This is a genomic window from Microlunatus sp. YIM B11417, from assembly GCF_059617205.1.
In genome coordinates this window covers 566,367-584,200 of record NZ_JCAMPJ010000002.1, presented here as the reverse complement: position 1 = coordinate 584,200, position 17,834 = coordinate 566,367, and the positions used below count along the sequence as shown (strand labels likewise).

Sequence of the window (17,834 nt, the reverse complement as noted above, 5' to 3'; positions counted from 1 at the left end):
CTTGGAATAGTTCAGGCCATCAGCTTCGTGCGCAGATCGCCGAAGACCAGGTCGACGGTCTGCTGCACGGTGGCCTTGCCGTAGGCCAGGCTCTCCAGCGCCTTGGTGAGTTCGCTGCCGAAGGCGCCCGAGGTCGGCCGGCCCGGCGGCACCGGATCGCTGTCCGCCTCCGCCTCGAAGCCGATGTAGTCGAGGAACTGCTTCTCCACGTCCGACACCGAGTCGGCGATCGCCTCCCGGATGGCGGCCTTCGGCGGGCCGCCGATGGTGGTCCCGATGATCTTGGCCCGATCCGGGTCGTTGATCAGGAAGTCGACGAACTTGATCGCGGCATCGAGGTGCTTGGTGTTCGCCGCGATGCCCAGCATGTTGGGGTCGAGCGCGATGCTCCGGTTGCCGTCACCACCGTTGCCGGGAGCCGGCATCAGCACCAGCGGCTCCTTCGACAGCGTCTGCAGTTCCAGCAACTGGTTCGAGTTCCGCAGGTGGAACGCGGCCAGGCCCCTGATCATGGGCGCGCCCTCGAAGTACGGATTCTGCTCCAGCGCCAGCTCGGTCGGAACGACGGCGCCGTCGGCGCGCAGGCCCTCCCAGTACTCCAGCCACTCGGTGAACAGTTCCGGCGTGAAGCCGAGATCGCCGTCCTCGTTCCACAGGTTCTGGCCGTGCTGCCGGGCGAACGCGCGGAAGAAGTTCCCGGCGCCGGCGTAGTTCGGGTCGTCGGTGCCGAAGAACTTGTCTCCCTTGGCCTGGTGGATCGCCCGGCAGTGCTCGGCGTACTCGTCCCAGCTGTAGCCGTCCGGGTACTGCTTGATCGGGATCCCGACCTCGTCCAGCACCGGCTTCTTGGCGAACATGCCGACCGACTGCAGCCCGTGGGTCAGCGCGTACTGCTTGCCGTCGATCATGCCCGGGGCGAGCAGCGCCTTGCTGAAGCCGTCGGACCCGATGCCCTGCCCCAGATGCTCGGTGAGGTCGACCAGGTGGCCGTCGGCGACCATCTGCGGGAACAGGTTGCCCAGGATCCAGGTCACGTCCGGCAGGTTCTTCGCCGCCATCGCGACGGTGGTCTTGGTCTCGATCGCGTCGATCGCGCCGAACTCCGGCAGGATCGTGATCTGCGGGTTCTTCTGCGTGAAGAGTTTGCAGGCCTCCTGGAACCGCTTGATCCGATCGTCGGATCCCCAGAAGGCGAACCGCAGACTCGCCGACCCGCTCGAGGCCGGCGCCGCACAACCGGTGATCATCATCGGTGCTGCGGCGGCCGCCGCCCCCAGTTGCAGGACCCTGCGTCGAGACGTGTGCCATGGACCGGTCATCGTTGAGCTACCCCTTTGCCACCCGAGGAGCGAGCCGTTTGCTCCTACGGCCTCAATCCTCAGGTTGGTAAACTTGTCTGTCAAGTTATCAAGACCGACATTCCAGAACGGAGTGCCCATGCACGGTCACCGCTTCAGCTACGCGGCGAACCTCTCGATCATGTTCACCGAGTACGAGTTCCTGGACCGCCCTGCGGCGGCCCGGTCCGCCGGCTTCACCATGATCGAGATGTGGTGGCCGTTCGCCGAGCCGGTCGCCGAGCCGGCCCGGGTCGACGCACTCGTCGCGGCGATCGAGGCCGCCGAGGTCCGGTTGATCGGGCTCAACTTCTACGGCGGTGATCTCCCGGCCGGGCAACGCGGCGTGGCCAGCCATCCGGACGCCGCGACCGCCCTGGCCGCGAACGCCGAGCAGGTGGCCGCGATCGCCCGCCGGACCGGCTGCCGCAACTTCAACCTTCTGTACGGCCAGCTGGACGACCGCTGGTCACCGGCGGAGCAGCAGGACGCCGCGGTGGCGGCGATCCGGCACGCCGCCGAGGTCGTCGCGCCGTTCGGCGGCACCGTGCTGCTGGAACCGTTGGCGCGCGGCCTCAACGGCGCCTATCCGCTGACCACGGCCGACGAGGTGATCGCGGTGATCGACACGGTCGCCGCACCGGCCGACAACGTACGCCTGCTGTTCGACGTCTTCCATCTCGGCAGCAACGGTGCCGATCTGGTCGCCGAGGCCCACCGGCACGGCGGGCGGATCGGCCATGTCCAGCTGGCCGACAGCCCGGGCCGCGGCGAGCCCGGCTCCGGGACGCTGCCGATCGCCGACGCCCTCGCCGCACTGCCGGACCACTACGCCGGCGTGGTCGCCTGCGAGTACCGGCCGACCCGGCGCACCGAGGAGACCCTCGACTGGATCGCCACGGTCGACGGACCGCCACCCGCGGGCCCGGATCTGTGAGACGGTAACCCCGTGTCAGACCAGTTCACGCTCGCGCCGTCGTCCCTGACCGACGCCCTGTACGAAGCCGTACGGAAGCGGATCGTCAACGGTGACATCGCTCCCGGCGAGAAGCTGACCGAGCTGCGGCTGGCCGGCGAGTACTCGGTCGCCCGGCCGACCGCCAAGGCCTGCGTCGAGCGGCTCACCGCGGTCGGGCTGCTGCGCCGGACCGCCCACCGCAGCGCGGTCGTCCCGGAGTTCGACGAGGCCGAGATCGTCGACCTCTTCATCGCCCGCGAGGCGGTCGAACGGTCCGCCGTGCTGGCCCTGGCGAAACGGAAGTCCGTACCGGAGCAGGCGACCACGGCCCAGCTCTCGATCGAGCAGGCGGCCCGGGAGCGAGACTTCCCGAGCCAGGTCGAGGCCGACATCGCCTTCCACTCGTCGCTGGTCGCGGCTGTCGGCAGCGGCCGGCTGGTCCGGATGCACGAGTCGATCATGGGCGAGGTACAACTGACCATGGGCCAGTTCCAGGCCCACCGGACCGTCGACCCGCGGTCCGTCGCCCGCGAGCACGCGGAGATCCTCGCCGAGATCGAGGCCGGCCGCCCCCGCAAGGCCGAGGACGCCTTGACCACCCACCTCCAACACGCCCGAGAGCGCCTGCTCTCCCGCCTCGAGACCGCCGCTTCGCCGAGCTGATCCCCCGGGAGTCACTTTGGCCCCAAGTTTTTCACGTTAACGTGAAAAACCGGCACTTTACCCGAGAAGTAACTGTGGCAAAGCGCCAGGAAAGGTTGGGAAGTCGGGCGTCGGGGCGGGTCATTGGGCGCCGGTGCGCTGCTCGATGAAGAGCTCGATGCCGTCGAGGATCCGTTCCAGGCCGAACCGGAACGACAGGTCGGGGTCGGTCGCCGCGTTGTAGGCCTCGCCGGTACTGGTGCCGACCCGGCCGGCCAGCGGGAAGTCCGTACCCGCCATCACCTTGTCCAGGATCGGCGCGTTCACCTCCCACCACTCGGCGTCGGTCATCCCGGACGACTCCTGGGTGCGCTTGACCTCGATCACCATCCTGGCCGCACCGGCGGCGAAGCCGGAGACGAGCGTGATCACCTGGTCCATCGAGATGTCGTCCAGCCCGATCCCCTCGATGGCCCGGAGTTGCCACTCGTAGCGGGTCACCACGTGCGGGCCGAGGTTGCCCCGGATCGAGTCGGCCTGAAGCAGCCACGGGTGCCGCAGGTAGCCGTCGTACAGCTGCCGGCAGACCTTCTTCAACCTGGTCCGGACGCTGCCCCGGTGCGGCTTGACCGGCTGCTCGCCGACCGCCTCGTCGTGCATCAGGGTGACCAGCTCGGCCCGGTTGGCCACGTAGGTGTAGACCGACATCACCCGCAGCCCGAGCCGGTCGCCGACCTTGCGCATCGACAGCGCGTCCAGCCCCTCGGCGTCGGCGATCGCCATCCCGGCCCGGACCACGTCGTCGACGCTGGAACTCTGTTTCGGCCCGCGGCTGCCCTGGGTCGCACCCAGTTCCCTGCGCCAGAGCAGCCGCAGGGTCCGGTCGGGGTTCTGGTCCGCGTCATCCGCCATGGTCGCAGCATAGGCATCAATTCTCCGTTGGGTGTACGATGTTTGACTGGTACGATCTCCGTACTGCATACGGAATAAGGAGGACGGTGGGTAACAACCACTCACTCGAGGCCCGGTCGCTGCGCAAGCGGTACGGGTCGACCGACGCCCTGGACGGCTTCGACCTCAGCGTCCAGGCCGGCACCATCCACGGCCTGCTCGGGCCGAACGGGGCCGGCAAGAGCACGGCCGTGAAGGGGCTCAGCACCCTGATCGACCTGGACGGCGGGCAGGCCGTCGTCGCCGGGTACGACGTCGCCCGGCAGCCCGGCCAGGTCCGCCGCCGGATCGGCCTGGTCGGCCAGAACGCGGCTGTGGACGAGGTGATCACCGGCGCCGAGAACCTGATCATGTTCGGCCGGTTGTTCGGCCTGACCAAGCGCGCCGCCACCGCGCGCGCCACCGAACTGCTCACCCAGTTCGGCCTGACCGATGCCGCCCGGCGACCGGTCTCGACCTATTCCGGCGGTATGCGCCGCCGGCTGGACATCGCGGCCGGGCTGATCCTCACCCCGGCCGTCCTGTTCCTCGACGAACCGACCACCGGCCTTGATCCGCGGGCCAGGAACGAGGTCTGGGCCAGCGTCCGGCAGGTCGCCGACCAGGGCACCACCGTGCTGTTGACCACGCAGTACCTCGACGAGGCCGACCAACTGGCGGCGGTGATCTCGGTGATGGACCACGGGCGGGTGATCGCCCAGGACACGCCGGAGGCCCTGAAGCGGCAGCTGGGCGGTGACCGGGTCACGATCACCGTGTTCGAGGCCGACCAGGTCGCCGTGGTGGCCGCCGCCCTCGAGCGAGCCAGTTCCGAACCGGTGATCATCGATACCGAAGCACGGACCCTGACCGTCGAGGCGAGCCGCAGCGGCCCGGCCGCCCTGGCCGACTGCGTCCGTGCGCTGGATGCGACCGGGATCGAGGCGGAGGACGTCCTGCTGCGCCGGCCGACCCTGGACGAGGTCTTCCTGAGTCTGACCGATCGAGAGGTGGCCCGATGAGTGCGGTGATCAACGGCTGGGTGCTGACCAAGCGGGAGCTGCTGCACTGGGTCCGGCAGCCCTGGGCACCGATCTTCAACCTGGCCTTCATCGTGCTGTTGCTGATCATGTTCGGGGTGCTGCTCGGCGGCGCGATCCAGATCCCCGGCAGCGCCGGCGGCGACTACCTGAGCTATCTGCTGCCGGGCATGTTCACGCTGGCGATGATGTTCGGACTTGAGGGCACGATGACCGCCATGACGAACGACACCAAGCGCGGTGTGACCGACCGGTTCCGCTCGATGCCGATCGGCAGTACGGCGGTCACCTTCGGCCGGATCGGCGCCGACATGATCACCTCGGTGGTCGAACTGGTGGTGCTGATCGGGGGTGGCCTGCTGCTCGGCTGGCGAGCCGGCGGCTCGTTCGGTTCGGCGGTCGTCGCGGTGCTGCTGTTGCTCTGGTTGCGCTTCGCACTGCTCTGGTTCGGGGTCTTCCTCGGCCTGACCATCCGCGGCGACGGCGCCCAGACCGCGGTGTCGGTGCTGGTCTGGCCGATCGGGTTCCTGTCCAACCTGTTCGTCTCGCCGGAGACGATGCCCGGCTGGCTGGCCGCGGTCGCCAGCTGGAATCCCTTGTCCGCAACGGCCGCAGCGGCCCGGCAGCTGTTCGGCAACCCGACCGGCATCACCACCGGACCGCTGGCCGACTACGCGGTGATCATGGCCGTGGCCTGGCCGCTGGTGATCACCGCGATCTTCCTGCCCCTGTCCGCCCGCGCCTACCGGCGGCTGCGCCACTAGCAGCGGACGTTCCCCGAGCCTGTCGACGCGGGCCCTGAGCCTGTCGAAGGGCGAGCCCGATCCGGCTCAGCACTTCGACAGGCTCAGTGCGCGTTCCCCTGCTCGGCGGACCAGGTGTCGGCGGCCTCCTGCTGCTCCGCGACGCTCAGCTCGCTGCGCCGGCTGGCCAACGACCAGCGGTGTCCGAACGGGTCGGTGAGCTGGGCGTACCGATCACCCCAGAAGGCGTCCTCCGGCGGCGCGGTCGGCGTGGCACCCGCGTCGACCGCGGCCCGGAAGGCCGCGTCCACGTCGTCGACGTACAGGTGCAGCACCACGGGGCTGCCGCCGATCGCGGCCGGCGACTCGTCGTCGAAGTCGTCGTGCAGCAGCAGCCGGCCGCCCATGATCAACAGCTCGCAGTGGAACACCCGGCCACCGGGGCCGGTGTTGCGGAGCAGTTCGTCGGCGCCGAACGCCTCGCTGTAGAACCGCACCGCGGCATCGGTGTCGGACACGATCAACTGCGGGGTGACCCCGCGGAACTCGTCGTCGGTGATCATGATCAACTCTCCTTCTCGAGCAGCCGCCGGGCCGGCGGCTGGTCCAGCAGTCCGGCCAGGAAGGCGGCCTCGGCGGTCACGGCCGCCAGCCCGGCCCCGGTGATCCGGTAGCGGCGCTGCCGTTCGGCCCGGCGGTCGGCCCGGACCGCGGCCGGGTCGACGCCGACCTCCTCGATCAGGCCGTCCACCCGGAGTCGCTGCAGCGTCCGGTAGAGCGTGCCCGGCCCGAGCTGGATCCGCCCGCCGGTCAGCTCCTCGACCTCTTTGATCAGTCCCCAGCCGTGCCGCTCGCCCTGGGACAGCGCGAGCAGCAGAGCGAACTGAGCCGGTGTCACGCCAATGCCTCCCCGGTACTTCGATCCACTTCGGATATATCCGAGATGGATGTATCTTAGCGTCATGGAGATGGCGAAGTTGCGCGCCTGGTGGTTCCGCCGGCAGGGCCTGGCGCACCGGCTCGACGGAGCCGCCCCGGCCGAGGTGCTGCGACGCACCGGCTGGGCCCGCACGGTCGGCGGCTCGAATCCGTACCTGACCTTGTTCGCACGCGCTCGCGTCGACCGCGCAACGGCGGACCGGGCGGTGGCCGAGGTGGAGATCTGCGAGTTGCCGTCGGCCCGCGGCTGCACCTACCTGCTGCCGGCCGAGGACTACGCCGTCGGCCTTGCCGCCGGAGCCGGCGCGCCGCGGGCCGAGCTGGCCGCCGCGATCAAGCACCTGGACGTCACCGACGCCGAGATCGACCGGCTCGGCGACGCGGTGCTGACCGCGGTGACCGAGGCCGACGAGCCCCTGCAGCCGCAGGACCTGCGGGACCGGCTCGGTGACGCCGTACGCAGTCTCGGCGAGGCGGGTCGTAAGCGCGGCGTCTCGAGCACTCTGCCGCTGGCGCTCGGCCTGCTGCAGTCGGCGGGCGAGCTGCGCCGGGTGCCGGTCGACGGCCGCCTTGATCAACAACGGTACGGCTACCGGCGCTGGACCCCGTCCCCGCTGGCCGGCACCGACCTCGAGCCCGACCGGGTCGCCGCCGAACTGGCCCGGCGCTACTTCAGCTGGGCCGGCCCGGCCACCCTGGCCCACTTCCGCTGGTTCTCCGGACTGGGCGCAGCCGTGGCGAGGCGGGCCGTCGCGGCCGCCGACCTGACCGACGTCGGCGACGGACTGTTGCTGCCCGACGGCCTGGCCGCGGAGTTCGCCGAGTTCACCGTTCCGGCCGATCCCGAGTACGCGCTGGTCGGCTGGATCGACGGCATCCACCTGCTGCACCGCGAGCTGGGCCGGCTGCTCGACCCCACCGACGCCGATCGCCCGTCGCCGCTGGAGCCGGCGAAGCGGCTCGGCGACCTGAAGGACCCGCCGTGCCAGTTGATCATGGACCGCGGCCGGATCGTCGGCCTGTGGGAGTTCGACCCCACCGCCGGAGCGATCGTCAGCCGGCTCTTCGTTCCCGAGGACGACGCCCTGCGGACCATGATCACCGAGACCGAGCGCTTCATCGTCGATCGGCTCGGCGACGCCCGCGGCTCGGTCCTGGACAGCCCGAAGTCCCGCGCGGCAGCGGTCTCGGCCCTGACCGACGGTTCGGCAGTCGGCTGAGTCGCCGTCACACCTTCTCGACCGTTCGTTCGGCGGTGCGCTTCCTGGCCCGGTCCGCCTTCTCCCTCTCCTTGGCGGCCCGGGCAGCCTCCTCCGCCTTCTGCGCCGAGGATTCCAGGCTGCCGATCAGGCCGGCGGCGGCACCGTCGTCGTTGCGGCCGTACCGGATCCGGGTGAACAGCGTCGGCAGCCGGTCGGTCAGGTAGCCGATCGTCAGCCGACCGAGCAGCCAGTAGCCGAGCCAGCCGTTGATCACGCCGACGGCGATCGCCGGCCACGGTCCCCAGGGCGGCAGTGCCAGGTAGCCGATGATCACCGCGGCGGCGGTCGGGGTGATCAGCAGCACGGTCAGCCAAATCGCCAGGTTGGCCTGCAGGCTCAGGTCGCCGCCGGCGTCGTTCGGCCCGACCCGGCGCCGCGGATCGACACCCGGGGACACCGCGACCGCCGAGATCATGATCGCCAATCCACTGGCGACGCCGGTCAGCGCCGGCAGCCCGGCGATCACGGCGGGCCAGGCCCAGTGCTGGCCGGTGATCATGATCAACAGGATCGAGACGATCAGGGCCGGCGCAGCGAACAGGATGATCATGGCCAGCTGCCGGCCGCGGACGTCGGCCCGGACCGAACCCGGCCGCTGGCCGACGACGGTCAACCAGGCCGCCGAACCGTCCTGGCCGTAGAGGTTGCAGCCGCTGAGGCAGATCATGAACGCGATCATCAGGCCGGACAGCGGCGCGGCCAGTTGGAAGCTGCCGGAGAGGTACGCGAACAGTCCGATCACCAGGCCGGTGTAGATCCCGCTTCGCCACTCCAGCTTGCGCCACGGATCGCGCCACCACTGGCGCAGCTCCTTGCCCAGCACGGCACCCAGCTCGGTCGCGGGGAGCAGCCGCCGACCGGTCAGAACCCTGCTGCCGAGCGGTCGCCGGGCCCGGCGGGCGGTCCCGCCGTCGAGCCGCGGCCGGAGCAGGAGCACGGCCAGCCCGAGCAGTGCGGCGGTGGTCACGGCGAGGGCGCCCAACCAGCCCAGCGCGCCGGCCCCGTCCCCGGCGGCCGCCGCCTGCACGGCGTTGAGCGACCAGGAGCTCGGCAGCCAGGCCAGCACCGCCCCGATCGGGTCCGCGAGACCGTACGTGATCAATTCGGGGACGGTACGGAAGGCCTGCGCGACGACCATCCAGCCGGCCAGCAGGCCGCCGATGAGGAAGCCGAACTGCAGGCCGGCGATCTCCACACCCAGCCAGGTCCGCATCGCCGAGCCGAGCGCGGCGTAGATCAGCCGAGACACGATGATCGTCATCGCCCAGCTGAGCAGCGCAGCCGGCACCGCGACCACGACCGCGGCCGGTGCGCCGGCGACCGCCGGGATCATGATCGCCAGCCCGGCCAGCAGCAGGTAGCCCGAAGCGACGCCGGGGAACACGGCGCCGAGCAGCCCGAGCGCCAGCCGTCGCCGCGCGATCGGCAGCAGGGTGAAGTACTCGGCCCGGAGCACGCCAGCACCCGACATGGTGACCGGGCCGAGCGCGGCACCGACGAACCAGCAGGCGAAGATCACCATCAAGACGTCGGCCCGGACCGCCGCGTCCGCCGCGAACAGCCCGCCGGCCCAGGTGATCATCACCAGGGCGCCGCCGATCACCCAACCCGCCAGCCGCATCCCGATCGGCGAGTGCCGCAGCATGGCGAACTTCATCGAGATCAGGATCCCAACCACGACAGCTCCTCCCCGGCCAGTTCGCGCTCGCCGACCAGCTCGACGAAGCGGTCCTCGAGGCTGCCGCCGGTCCGCACCTCGTCCAGCGTCCCCTCGGCGGCGACCCGGCCGCGAGCGATGATCGCGACCCGGTCGCAGAGTTGCTCGACCAGCGGCATCACGTGGCTCGACATGATCACGGTGCCGCCGGCCGCGACGAAGCGGCGCAGGATCTTGGTCAGCACCCGCCCGGACACCGGGTCGACGGCCTCGTACGGCTCGTCCAGGACCAACACCTTCGGCGCATGCAGCAGCGCCGTCGCCAGGCCGATCTTCTTCCGCATCCCGGTGGAGTACTCCAGCACCACGGTGCCCAGCTGCTCGGCCTCCTCCAGCTCGAGCACCCGCAGCAACTCGGCGGTCCGGTTCCTGATCACCGCCCGGTCCAGGCCGCGCAGCAGGCCCGAGTAGTCGAGCAGCTCGGCGCCGGTGAGCCGCTCCGGCAGCGCCAGCCCGTCCGGCAGCACGCCGAGCGCGGTCTTGGCACCGATCGGGTCCTGCCAGGTGTCGATGCCGAGCACCCGGGCGGTGCCGGAGGTCGGCCGGAGCAGCCCGACGGCCATCGACAGCGCAGTGGTCTTGCCGGCGCCGTTCGGCCCGACCAGGCCGAAGAACGAGCCCCGCGGCACTGTCAGCGTGACGTCGTCGACAGCGAGCTTGCCGCCGAAGTCCTTGCGCAGCCGGTCCAGTTCGAAGGCCTTGCCTTGATCGTCCATGGCGTCAAGGCTGACCGGTGGCCGGTCCGGCCGGAAGCCGCCGACCGGCCAGACTCGCGGGCCGACCGGCCAGTTCTCGATCACCGCGGCAGCCGCCGGACATAGGGTCGGGGCATGCCCACCGCCTTGACGCTGCGCCGGCTCGCGGAACGGTTGAACCCGTTCGCGGTGGCCCGGCGCCGCCAGGACTGGGTGATCGACTCCGTCGTGTTCGCGGTGTCGATCTTCGGCGTCGCGATGACGACGTTCGGGATGGCCGAGGTGTTCGCCCGGCTGCCGGGCTGGTGGCTGCCGGTCGACATCGCCGGTGCCACGCTGGCCTCGTTCGCGCTCTGGTGGCGGCGCCGGTATCCCCTGTTGATCGGCCTCCTCCTGGCGCCGCTCGGCGGGCTGTTCCTGAACGCCGGACCGCCCGCCGTGATCGCGGTCTACACGGTCACGGCGTACCGCCGGACCTTCGGCTACCTCGGCGTGCTCGCGCTGCATCTGATCATCGCCATCGGCTACTACCTGTTCGTCCCGCTGACCGACGACTTCCTGCTCTGGGTCGTGTTCATGGTGTTGATCTACGGCACCGCGGTCGCGTTCGGCCTGGCCGCCCGGGCCCGACGTCAGGTGATCGACGGCTTGATCGACTCCGCGGAGCGGGATCGGCAGGACTACGAACGACAGCTGGGCCAGGTCCGGCAGGCCGAGCGGCAGCAGGTGGCGCGCGAGATGCACGACGTGCTGGCGCACCGGATCTCCTTGCTCTCGGTGCACGCCGGGGCCTTGGAGTACCGCAGCCGGGCGGCCGCGGAACAGGGCCGGCCACTCAGCGGTGAGGAACTGCGGTCGTCGGTCGGCGTGATCAGGGAGTCGGCGCACCGGGCGCTCGAGGAACTACGCCAGGTGCTCCTGGTGCTGCAGGCCGATCCGGCCGAGACACCCGGCGAGCTCGGCACCGACCGGCCGCAGGTCACCCTGGCCGGGCTGCCCGGCCTGATCACCGAGGCCCGGGCCGCCGGCCAGGTGATCATCCTGCGGCAGAACGTCGACCCTGATCAACTGTCCGCGCTGGACAGCCAGCTGCAGCGGACGATCTTCCGTACCGTCCAGGAGGGACTGACCAATGCCCGCAAGCACACGCCCGGTGCCCAGGTCGAGGTGGACCTCGCCGGCACGCCCGGTCAGCAGGTCGTGATCATGATCGGCAACCAGCTCCCGGTCGGCGCCACCGAGGCGGAGATCCCCGGCGCCGGAGTCGGTCTGACCGGGCTCGCCGAACGGGTCCGACTGGACGGCGGACGCCTGTCCCGTACGGTCTCGGACGGCCGGTTCGTGCTCACCGCGAGGCTGCCGTGGCGGAGCTGAGCGACGACCGGGTGCGAGTCGCCCTGGTCGACGACGACCCGCTGGTGATCACCGGACTGCGGATGCTGCTGGCCGGCGACCCACGGATCGAGGTCGTCGCCGAACTGAACGACGGCGGCCCGGTGCCGGACGCGGTACGTGATCACCGGCCGGACGTGATCTTGATGGACATCAGGATGCCCGGGGTGGACGGCATCGAAGCCGTCGGCCGGCTGGCCGAGCTGACCGACGCGCCGCCGGTGATCATGCTCACCACCTTCGACGCCGACGACACCGTGCTCGCCGCGATCCGGGCCGGCGCCGCCGGCTACCTGGTCAAGGACGCGCCGCCGGAACAGCTCGTCGCGGCCGTGCACGCCGCCGCGGCCGGCGACCCGGTGTTCAGCCCGGCCGTGCTGCGCGCCCTGGTCCGGCACACCCGGCAGCCCGTCGAACCGACGGAGGCACCGGTGCCCGAGCCGGTCCGGGCCGCGTTCGACGCGCTCAGCGAACGGGAGCGCGCGATCGCCCGCGGAGTGACGGCCGGACTCTCCAACGCCGACATCGCCGCCGAGCTGTATCTCTCGGCCGGTACGGTGAAGGCCGCGATCTCGGGCATGCTGGCGAGCCTCGGCGTGGACAACCGGATCCAACTGGCGATCCTGACCCACCGTCTGGACTCCGACGACGGCCAGCTGCCCTAGGAGCCGCCGCGAGCGAAGGTTCCGGGGGCTGGCGAGGAGCCACATCGCGGACCCACGTTCGCCCTCCTGACGCCCGGCTTCGGCGCCCTGTCACCGGCGCAAGCGGGGTGGGTTTGTCGACATCCCCACGTCGATCGGGCCGAACAGGGTGGAATGGTCGACAACCCCGCGTGGAAGGGCCGGCATTGGCGCTCTGGAGGTGCCCGCGCCAATCGGGTTGCCGTGGGCGACGTTCCCGCGGGAACAGGGAGTCGGCGTGACAGGCTTGGCGAGGCTCCTGCGATCGAGTCGCGGCGTGCGCGACGTTCCCGCGGGAACGAGGGCCGGCGTCGACGGCCTCGTCGAGATTCCTGGCGGAGCGGGCGAGACATCCCCGCGCGAACGGGATCAGCATCGGCGGCTCGTCGAGACTCCTGCCGAGCCGCGGAGGGGGCGACGTGCTCGCCGTACTGGGCCGGCATCGAGTGGCATGTCGACAACACGCGCCGATCGGACCAGCACCGTGGGACTGTCGTCGTCTCATGTGGACGGGCCGGCATCGGCGATGTCGAGGTCCCGCGCCGATCGAGGTGGACCGGGCGACGGTCCCGCGACAACGGTCGGCATCTGCGGCGCCGTCGACAGCCCCGCGCGCGCCGATCGGGACAACGCACGCGGTCGACGTTCCCGCAGGAATGGGGACGGCATCGGCGGCCTTGGCGAGGCTCCTGCGATCGAGCCGTGGTGGTCGACGCTCCGCGGGAACAAGGTCGACTTCGGCGGGCTTGGCGGGGCTCCTGCGATCGAGCCCGCGGAACAGTCGACGTTCCCGCGGGAACGGGCCGACCTCGGCAGCCTTGTCGAAGTTCCAGCGATCGAGCGCGTGGTGGTCGACGTTCCCGCGGGAACAGGGTCGGCATCGGCGGGCGTGGCGCGGCTCCTGCTGTCGAGCCGTGGACCCGTGCCTGCGGGAACGGGGTCGGCCTCGGCAAGTTGAGGTCCCGCGCCCGATCGAGCGGTGGACCGGAAGACGATCCCGCGGCAACTGCCGGCATCAGTGGCGTTGTCGACAACCCCGCGCGCAGATCGGGCCAACGCAGGCGCTCGACGTTCCCGCGGGAACGGGGACAGCAACGGCGAGCTTGGCGAGGTTCGCGCGATCGAGCCGTGGAGCGGTCGACGTTCCCGCCGGAAGGGGGACGACCTCGGCGGCCTGTCGAAGTTCCTGCGATCGAGCGGTGGAACGGGGGCCGGCATCGGTGGCGTTCCCGAGGCTACGGCGCGATAGAGTTAGTTATGTGAGCCTTACCTATTCAGGATTCTCTCGGCGCCGGGCCCTCGGCCTGATCGCGGCCGCGGCCGCCGCCCCCGCGATCGCCGGCTGCCAGTCGGTCGCCCCGGAGACCCCGGCCGGATCCGGCGCGCCGGCCGCCACCGGGTTCCCGGTCACCATCGAGCATGCCCGCGGCAGCACCACCCTGGAAGCGCCGCCCACCAAGATCATCACCGTCGGCTTCACCGACCACGAGTTCTTCCTCGCCCTGGGCGTGCGGCCGATCGGGGTCCGTGCCTGGTTCGGCGAGGAGATCGACCACACCTGGCCGTGGATCAAGCCGGCCTGGGGCGACACCGAGGTGACCTACATCGGCAGCCAGGAACTGGACTACGAGAAGATCGCGACGCTGGCACCGGACGTGATCGTCGGCCTGTACGCCGAGCTCGAGGAGGACGTCTACGGCAAGCTGACCGCGATCGCGCCGACCGTCGCCGAGGACCCGGACAGCGCCCCCTACACGACCGACCGGGCCGTCATGTTCCGCAACGCGGCCAAGATCATCGGCAAGGCGGCCGAGGCGGACCGGATCCTGGCCGGCCTGGACGAGCGGTTCGCCACCGTACGCAAGGATCACCCGGAGTTCGCCGAACAGACCGCAGCCGTGGTCGATCCCGGCCAGCAGACGTTCTACGCGTTCGGCAAGGACGATCCGCGGGGACGATTCCTGAGCGACCTCGGGTACGCGACGCCGGACGAGGTGAACAAGATCATCGGCGACAAGTTCGGCGCCGAGATCTCGCCGGAGCGGATCGACGTGCTGGATCTGGACCGGCTGTTGCTGCTGGCCGACGCCAAGACCCGCACCTGGCTCGCGGCCAACAAGCTCTATCAGCAGCTCACGGTCACCAAGGACAAGCGGACGCTGGAGATCCCGTACTACGAGGAACCGTTCGCCGGCGCCGCGATGGCCTACAACACGCCGCTCAGTGTCCCGTACGCGCTGGACAACCTGGTGCCGCAGCTCGCTGGGAGTTGATCAAGGAAGCCGATCAGGGCAGTCCGGCGACCAGGTCGCGGTCGTCGACCTCGAGCTGACGCTGCCGGAGCTGGCCGACCAGGTCCTTGGCAACGGCGGCGTACTCGGGCGCGGCGTAGAGGTTGACCAGCTCGGCGGCGTCCAGCTCGAGGTCGTACAACTCGAACTCGGTCGCCCGGTAGCCGGTGCCGCCCGGCGCGGGCTCCAGGTAGCAGATCAGCTTGTAGCGCTCGGTCCGGACGCCGAGGTGGGCCGGCACGGCGTGCGGCTCGGACAGGTGCTCCCAGTAGCGGTAGTAGACGCAGGTCTGCGGCTCCGCCGGCGGGCGACCGGCCAGCGATTCGGTCAGGCTGTAACCCTGCAGCCGGTCCGGCAACGGAACGCCGGCCAGCTCCAGCAGGGTCGGCGCGAAGTCGACGTTGGTGACCAGGTCGGTGCAGACGCTGCCCGGCGTGATCAGCGGCGGATAGCTGACCAGCAGCGGCATCCGGAGCGACTCCTCGTACATCAGGCGCTTGTCGTACCAGCCGTGATCTCCGAGGAAGAAGCCCTGGTCCGAGGTGTAGATGATCACTGTGTCGTCGGTCAGGCCCTGCTCGTCGACCCAGTCCAGCACCCGGCCGACGTTGTCGTCGATCGAGGCGATGCAGCGCAGGTAGTCCTTGATGTAGCGCTGGTAGCGCCAGGACCGCTCCTCCTCCGCGGTCAGTCCGTGCGGCACCGGTTCCTTGAGATCGCGCTCGTTCAGGTCGGCCATGCTCATCCGCAGCCCGTCCAGCGCGGCGGAGCGGCCGGCATGATCATCGTCGAACGTCTCCGGCTCCGAGATGTCCACGTCGTCGTACAGCGTGGCGTGCTTGGCGTCGGGATCCCAGGGCCGGTGCGGCGCCTTGTGGTTGATCATCATCAGGAACGGCTTCGCCGGGTCCCGCCGGTCCAGCCAGCCCAGCGACAGGTCGGTGATGACGTCGGTCACGTAGCCGGGATGCCGCTGCGTGCCGTCCGGACCGATCAGTTCCGGGTCGTGGTAGTCGCCCTGGCCGGGCAGCACCCGCCAGTAGTCGAACCCGGCCGGGTCACTGTCCGGACCGTGGCCGAGATGCCACTTGCCGACGATCGCGGTCTGGTAGCCGGCCTTCCGGAGATCCTTCTGCAGTTGCGGTCTGGTGTTGTCCAGGGTGTCGAACAGCGTCCGGACACCGTTGACGTGGTTGTACTCACCGGTCAGGATCGCGGCCCGGCTGGGCGTGCAGATCGCGTTGGTGCAGAAGCAGCGGTCGAACCGCATCCCGGCCGCCGCGATCCGGTCCAACTGCGGGGTCCGGTTGATCCGGCTGCCGTAGCTGCCGATCGCGTGGGCAGCATGATCATCGCTCATGATCATGATCAGGTTCGGTCGACGCGCAGCCTGGTCCATGATCGCATGGTAGCCGTCGGCGGCGGATGCGATGATCGGGGGATGACGACACAGCAGGGCCTCAAGGAGGCCATGCACGACTATCTGCGGGCCGCGCGGAAGACCATGGTGGCCAAGCTCGACGGCCTCGGTGAGTACGACCGGCGTCGGCCGCTGACGCCGAGCGGCACCAACCTGCTCGGCCTGGTCAAGCACCTGGCCGGCCTCGAGTTCGGCTACCTCGGCAGCACCTTCGGCCGGCCGCCGGAGCAACTGCTGCCGTGGATCGAGTCCGACGCGATCTGGGATGGGGCGGACATGTTCGCCACGCCCGACGAGTCGACCGACTACCTGCTGGGTTGCTACCGGGACGGCTGCGCGCACGCCGATGCGACGATCGAGGCGCTCGAGCTGGACAGCCCTGGCTCGGTGCCGTGGTGGGACGAGGCGAAACGGGAGACCACTCTCGGGGTGATCATGACCCGGATGATCGCCGAGACCAGCCAGCACGCCGGGCACGCCGACATCGTCCGGGAGATGATCGACGGCAGCACCGGAGCGGACGCCACCGACGCCGACGGGTGGCGGAACTGGTACGCCAGGATCCAGGCGGCCGCCGAGCCGTTCCGCGGTCAGGAGTAGAGCGCGGCGACGAGGGTGTTGATCCGCAGGTCGTTGCCCTCGAGCAGCTCCGACCCACGATTCGGTACGTACGCGAGCGTGAGGCTGCGGTCCGGGTCGGCGAGGGCGAAGGAGCCCGTCGCGCCACCGTGACCGAAACTGCCCGGGGCTGCGGCGGCCGGGAAGAGCGGACCGCCGGGCAGCATGAAGCCGAGGCCGAAGTCGCTGCGCAGCCGCAGCACCTGATCCAGGCCGCTGGAGTGTGGCCGGCGGACCGCGGCCAGCAGCTCCGGGCCGATCAGCCGGACCCCGTCCACCTCGCCGATCAGCGCCGCGTAGCTGCGGGCCAGCCCCGCGGCGGAGGCGACCCCGTCCGTCGACGGCGCCTCCACCTGGACGTACCGCGGGTCGTTGGCGGACTCCCAGCCGAACGCCATGCTGCCGTACATGGCCCGGTACGTCAGCGAGGACGGGTCGTTCAGCGCCTCGAACAGCGGCCGCAGTTCCGGAACCTCGGCACCGAGCCGCACCGTGTCCGGATCGTCCGGCGTGATCATCTCGGCCAGCCGCGACAGGTCCGCAGTGGGCAGGCCGATGAAGCAGTCCAGGCCGAGCGGAGCGGCCAGTTCCTCGGCGAACCAGCGGCCGACGGTCCGGCCGGTGACCCGGAGCAGGATCGCGCTCAGGGCGTGTCCGATGGTGAGCCCGTGGTAGCCGTGTGCGGTTCCCGGCTCCCACTCCGGACGGGCGGCGGCGATCGCGTCCATGATCGGCGTGCCGGCCACCTCGTCCTCGTACGTGATCGGCCGGTGCGCCAGGCTGACCACGCCGGACCGGTGCGCGAGCAGCTCACGCAGGGTCACCGCGCCCTTGCCCTCGGCGGCGAACTCCGGCCAGGTGTCCGAGATCGGCCGGTCCAGGTCCAGCACGCCCTGCTCGACCAGGGTCAGCACGGCCGTCGCCGCCAGCGTCTTGGTGACCGAGGCGATGTTGGCGAGCGTGTCGGGCGTCCAGGGCCGCCGGCCCGCTGCGTCGGCGACGCCGCCCCAGAGGTTCACCACCGGCTCGCCGTCCGCATACACACAACAGCCGGCGCCCACGTCGCGGCCCGCGACGAAGTTCTGCTCGAACGCGTCCCGCACCGCCGCGAACCGCGGTGCGCACTCTCCCTGGATCATCGTCGCCACCTTCCCTACCGACCGGTCG

At 70.5% G+C, this 17,834-nt stretch carries 17 protein-coding genes; 9 read left to right on the top strand and 8 right to left on the bottom strand.

Translation table 11 applies throughout. The features are described from left to right. Positions 1 to 11: 11 nt before the first annotated feature. Positions 12 to 1,319 carry an ABC transporter substrate-binding protein gene (locus AC6CCG_RS13085; protein ID WP_496654978.1) on the bottom strand — a complete coding sequence of 436 codons (1,308 nt, stop codon included), beginning with the start codon at positions 1,317 to 1,319 and terminating at the stop codon, positions 12 to 14. 118 nt (positions 1,320 to 1,437) lie between these two features. Here AC6CCG_RS13085 and AC6CCG_RS13080 point away from each other — a divergent pair, with 118 nt between their 5' ends. Both AC6CCG_RS13080 and AC6CCG_RS13075 read left to right on the top strand, forming a co-directional pair. Further along, positions 1,438 to 2,274 (top strand): hydroxypyruvate isomerase family protein, encoded by an 837-nt coding sequence (locus tag AC6CCG_RS13080; protein ID WP_496654977.1) that lies wholly within the window; start codon positions 1,438 to 1,440, stop codon positions 2,272 to 2,274. 12 nt (positions 2,275 to 2,286) lie between these two features. After that, entirely contained in the window at positions 2,287 to 2,958 is a 672-nt protein-coding gene (locus AC6CCG_RS13075; protein ID WP_496654976.1) for a GntR family transcriptional regulator, read from the top strand. Positions 2,959 to 3,078: 120 nt separating this feature from the next. Here AC6CCG_RS13075 and AC6CCG_RS13070 read toward each other — a convergent pair whose 3' ends face one another. Then, positions 3,079 to 3,849 (bottom strand): TetR/AcrR family transcriptional regulator, encoded by a 771-nt coding sequence (locus AC6CCG_RS13070; RefSeq protein ID WP_496654975.1) that lies wholly within the window; start codon positions 3,847 to 3,849, stop codon positions 3,079 to 3,081. Positions 3,850 to 3,935: 86 nt separating this feature from the next. Between AC6CCG_RS13070 and AC6CCG_RS13065 the strand changes: the two genes are divergently transcribed. Together AC6CCG_RS13065 and AC6CCG_RS13060 are read left to right on the top strand one after the other, a co-directional pair. Then, on the top strand, positions 3,936 to 4,889 hold the full coding sequence (locus AC6CCG_RS13065) for an ATP-binding cassette domain-containing protein (protein ID WP_496654974.1): 954 nt from the start codon (positions 3,936 to 3,938) through the stop codon (positions 4,887 to 4,889). After that, a complete protein-coding gene (locus AC6CCG_RS13060) occupies positions 4,886 to 5,671 on the top strand; it encodes an ABC transporter permease (protein WP_496654973.1) in 786 nt (261 codons plus the stop codon). The genes AC6CCG_RS13065 and AC6CCG_RS13060 overlap by 4 nt, the downstream gene beginning before the upstream one ends. 83 nt (positions 5,672 to 5,754) lie before the next feature. Here AC6CCG_RS13060 and AC6CCG_RS13055 read toward each other — a convergent pair whose 3' ends face one another. Together AC6CCG_RS13055 and AC6CCG_RS13050 are read right to left on the bottom strand one after the other, a co-directional pair. After that, positions 5,755 to 6,213 (bottom strand): VOC family protein, encoded by a 459-nt coding sequence (locus tag AC6CCG_RS13055; protein ID WP_496654972.1) that lies wholly within the window; start codon positions 6,211 to 6,213, stop codon positions 5,755 to 5,757. A 2-nt stretch (positions 6,214 to 6,215) separates the two neighbouring features. Beyond that, positions 6,216 to 6,548 (bottom strand): PadR family transcriptional regulator, encoded by a 333-nt coding sequence (locus tag AC6CCG_RS13050; RefSeq protein WP_496654971.1) that lies wholly within the window; start codon positions 6,546 to 6,548, stop codon positions 6,216 to 6,218. Positions 6,549 to 6,612: 64 nt separating this feature from the next. Between AC6CCG_RS13050 and AC6CCG_RS13045 the strand changes: the two genes are divergently transcribed. After that, complete coding sequence (locus AC6CCG_RS13045; protein WP_496654970.1) at positions 6,613 to 7,809, top strand: DNA glycosylase AlkZ-like family protein; 1,197 nt, start codon at positions 6,613 to 6,615, stop codon at positions 7,807 to 7,809. 7 nt (positions 7,810 to 7,816) lie between these two features. Here the strand turns inward: AC6CCG_RS13045 and AC6CCG_RS13040 are convergent, their stop codons facing one another. Next, the gene (locus AC6CCG_RS13040; RefSeq protein WP_496654969.1) at positions 7,817 to 9,529 is read right to left on the bottom strand and encodes a hypothetical protein; all 1,713 of its coding nucleotides are present in this window, start codon (positions 9,527 to 9,529) and stop codon (positions 7,817 to 7,819) included. Then, positions 9,514 to 10,365 carry an ABC transporter ATP-binding protein gene (locus AC6CCG_RS13035; protein ID WP_496655402.1) on the bottom strand — a complete coding sequence of 284 codons (852 nt, stop codon included), beginning with the start codon at positions 10,363 to 10,365 and terminating at the stop codon, positions 9,514 to 9,516. The genes AC6CCG_RS13040 and AC6CCG_RS13035 overlap by 16 nt, the downstream gene beginning before the upstream one ends. A 33-nt stretch (positions 10,366 to 10,398) precedes the next feature. Here AC6CCG_RS13035 and AC6CCG_RS13030 point away from each other — a divergent pair, with 33 nt between their 5' ends. The 3 genes from AC6CCG_RS13030 (at position 10,399) to AC6CCG_RS13020 (ending at position 14,611) form a co-directional block, all read left to right on the top strand. Continuing rightward, positions 10,399 to 11,637: a sensor histidine kinase gene (locus AC6CCG_RS13030; RefSeq protein ID WP_496654968.1), complete on the top strand. Its 1,239-nt coding sequence runs from the start codon at positions 10,399 to 10,401 to the stop codon at positions 11,635 to 11,637. Further along, complete coding sequence (locus AC6CCG_RS13025) at positions 11,625 to 12,320, top strand: response regulator (protein ID WP_496654967.1); 696 nt, start codon at positions 11,625 to 11,627, stop codon at positions 12,318 to 12,320. Before AC6CCG_RS13030 ends, AC6CCG_RS13025 begins: the two co-directional genes overlap by 13 nt. A 1,277-nt stretch (positions 12,321 to 13,597) precedes the next feature. Next, positions 13,598 to 14,611, top strand: coding sequence for an ABC transporter substrate-binding protein (locus AC6CCG_RS13020; protein WP_496654966.1), 1,014 nt, complete (start codon positions 13,598 to 13,600; stop codon positions 14,609 to 14,611). 13 nt (positions 14,612 to 14,624) lie between these two features. Here AC6CCG_RS13020 and AC6CCG_RS13015 read toward each other — a convergent pair whose 3' ends face one another. Then, positions 14,625 to 16,028 (bottom strand): sulfatase family protein, encoded by a 1,404-nt coding sequence (locus AC6CCG_RS13015; protein WP_496654965.1) that lies wholly within the window; start codon positions 16,026 to 16,028, stop codon positions 14,625 to 14,627. A 42-nt stretch (positions 16,029 to 16,070) separates the two neighbouring features. Here AC6CCG_RS13015 and AC6CCG_RS13010 point away from each other — a divergent pair, with 42 nt between their 5' ends. Further along, the gene (locus AC6CCG_RS13010) at positions 16,071 to 16,649 is read left to right on the top strand and encodes a DinB family protein (protein WP_496654964.1); all 579 of its coding nucleotides are present in this window, start codon (positions 16,071 to 16,073) and stop codon (positions 16,647 to 16,649) included. On the opposite strand, the gene AC6CCG_RS13005 is transcribed toward AC6CCG_RS13010, so the two are convergent. After that, entirely contained in the window at positions 16,640 to 17,806 is a 1,167-nt protein-coding gene (locus AC6CCG_RS13005; RefSeq protein ID WP_496654963.1) for a serine hydrolase domain-containing protein, read from the bottom strand. The two genes, AC6CCG_RS13010 and AC6CCG_RS13005, sit on opposite strands and share 10 nt — an antisense overlap. Positions 17,807 to 17,834 lie beyond the last annotated feature (28 nt).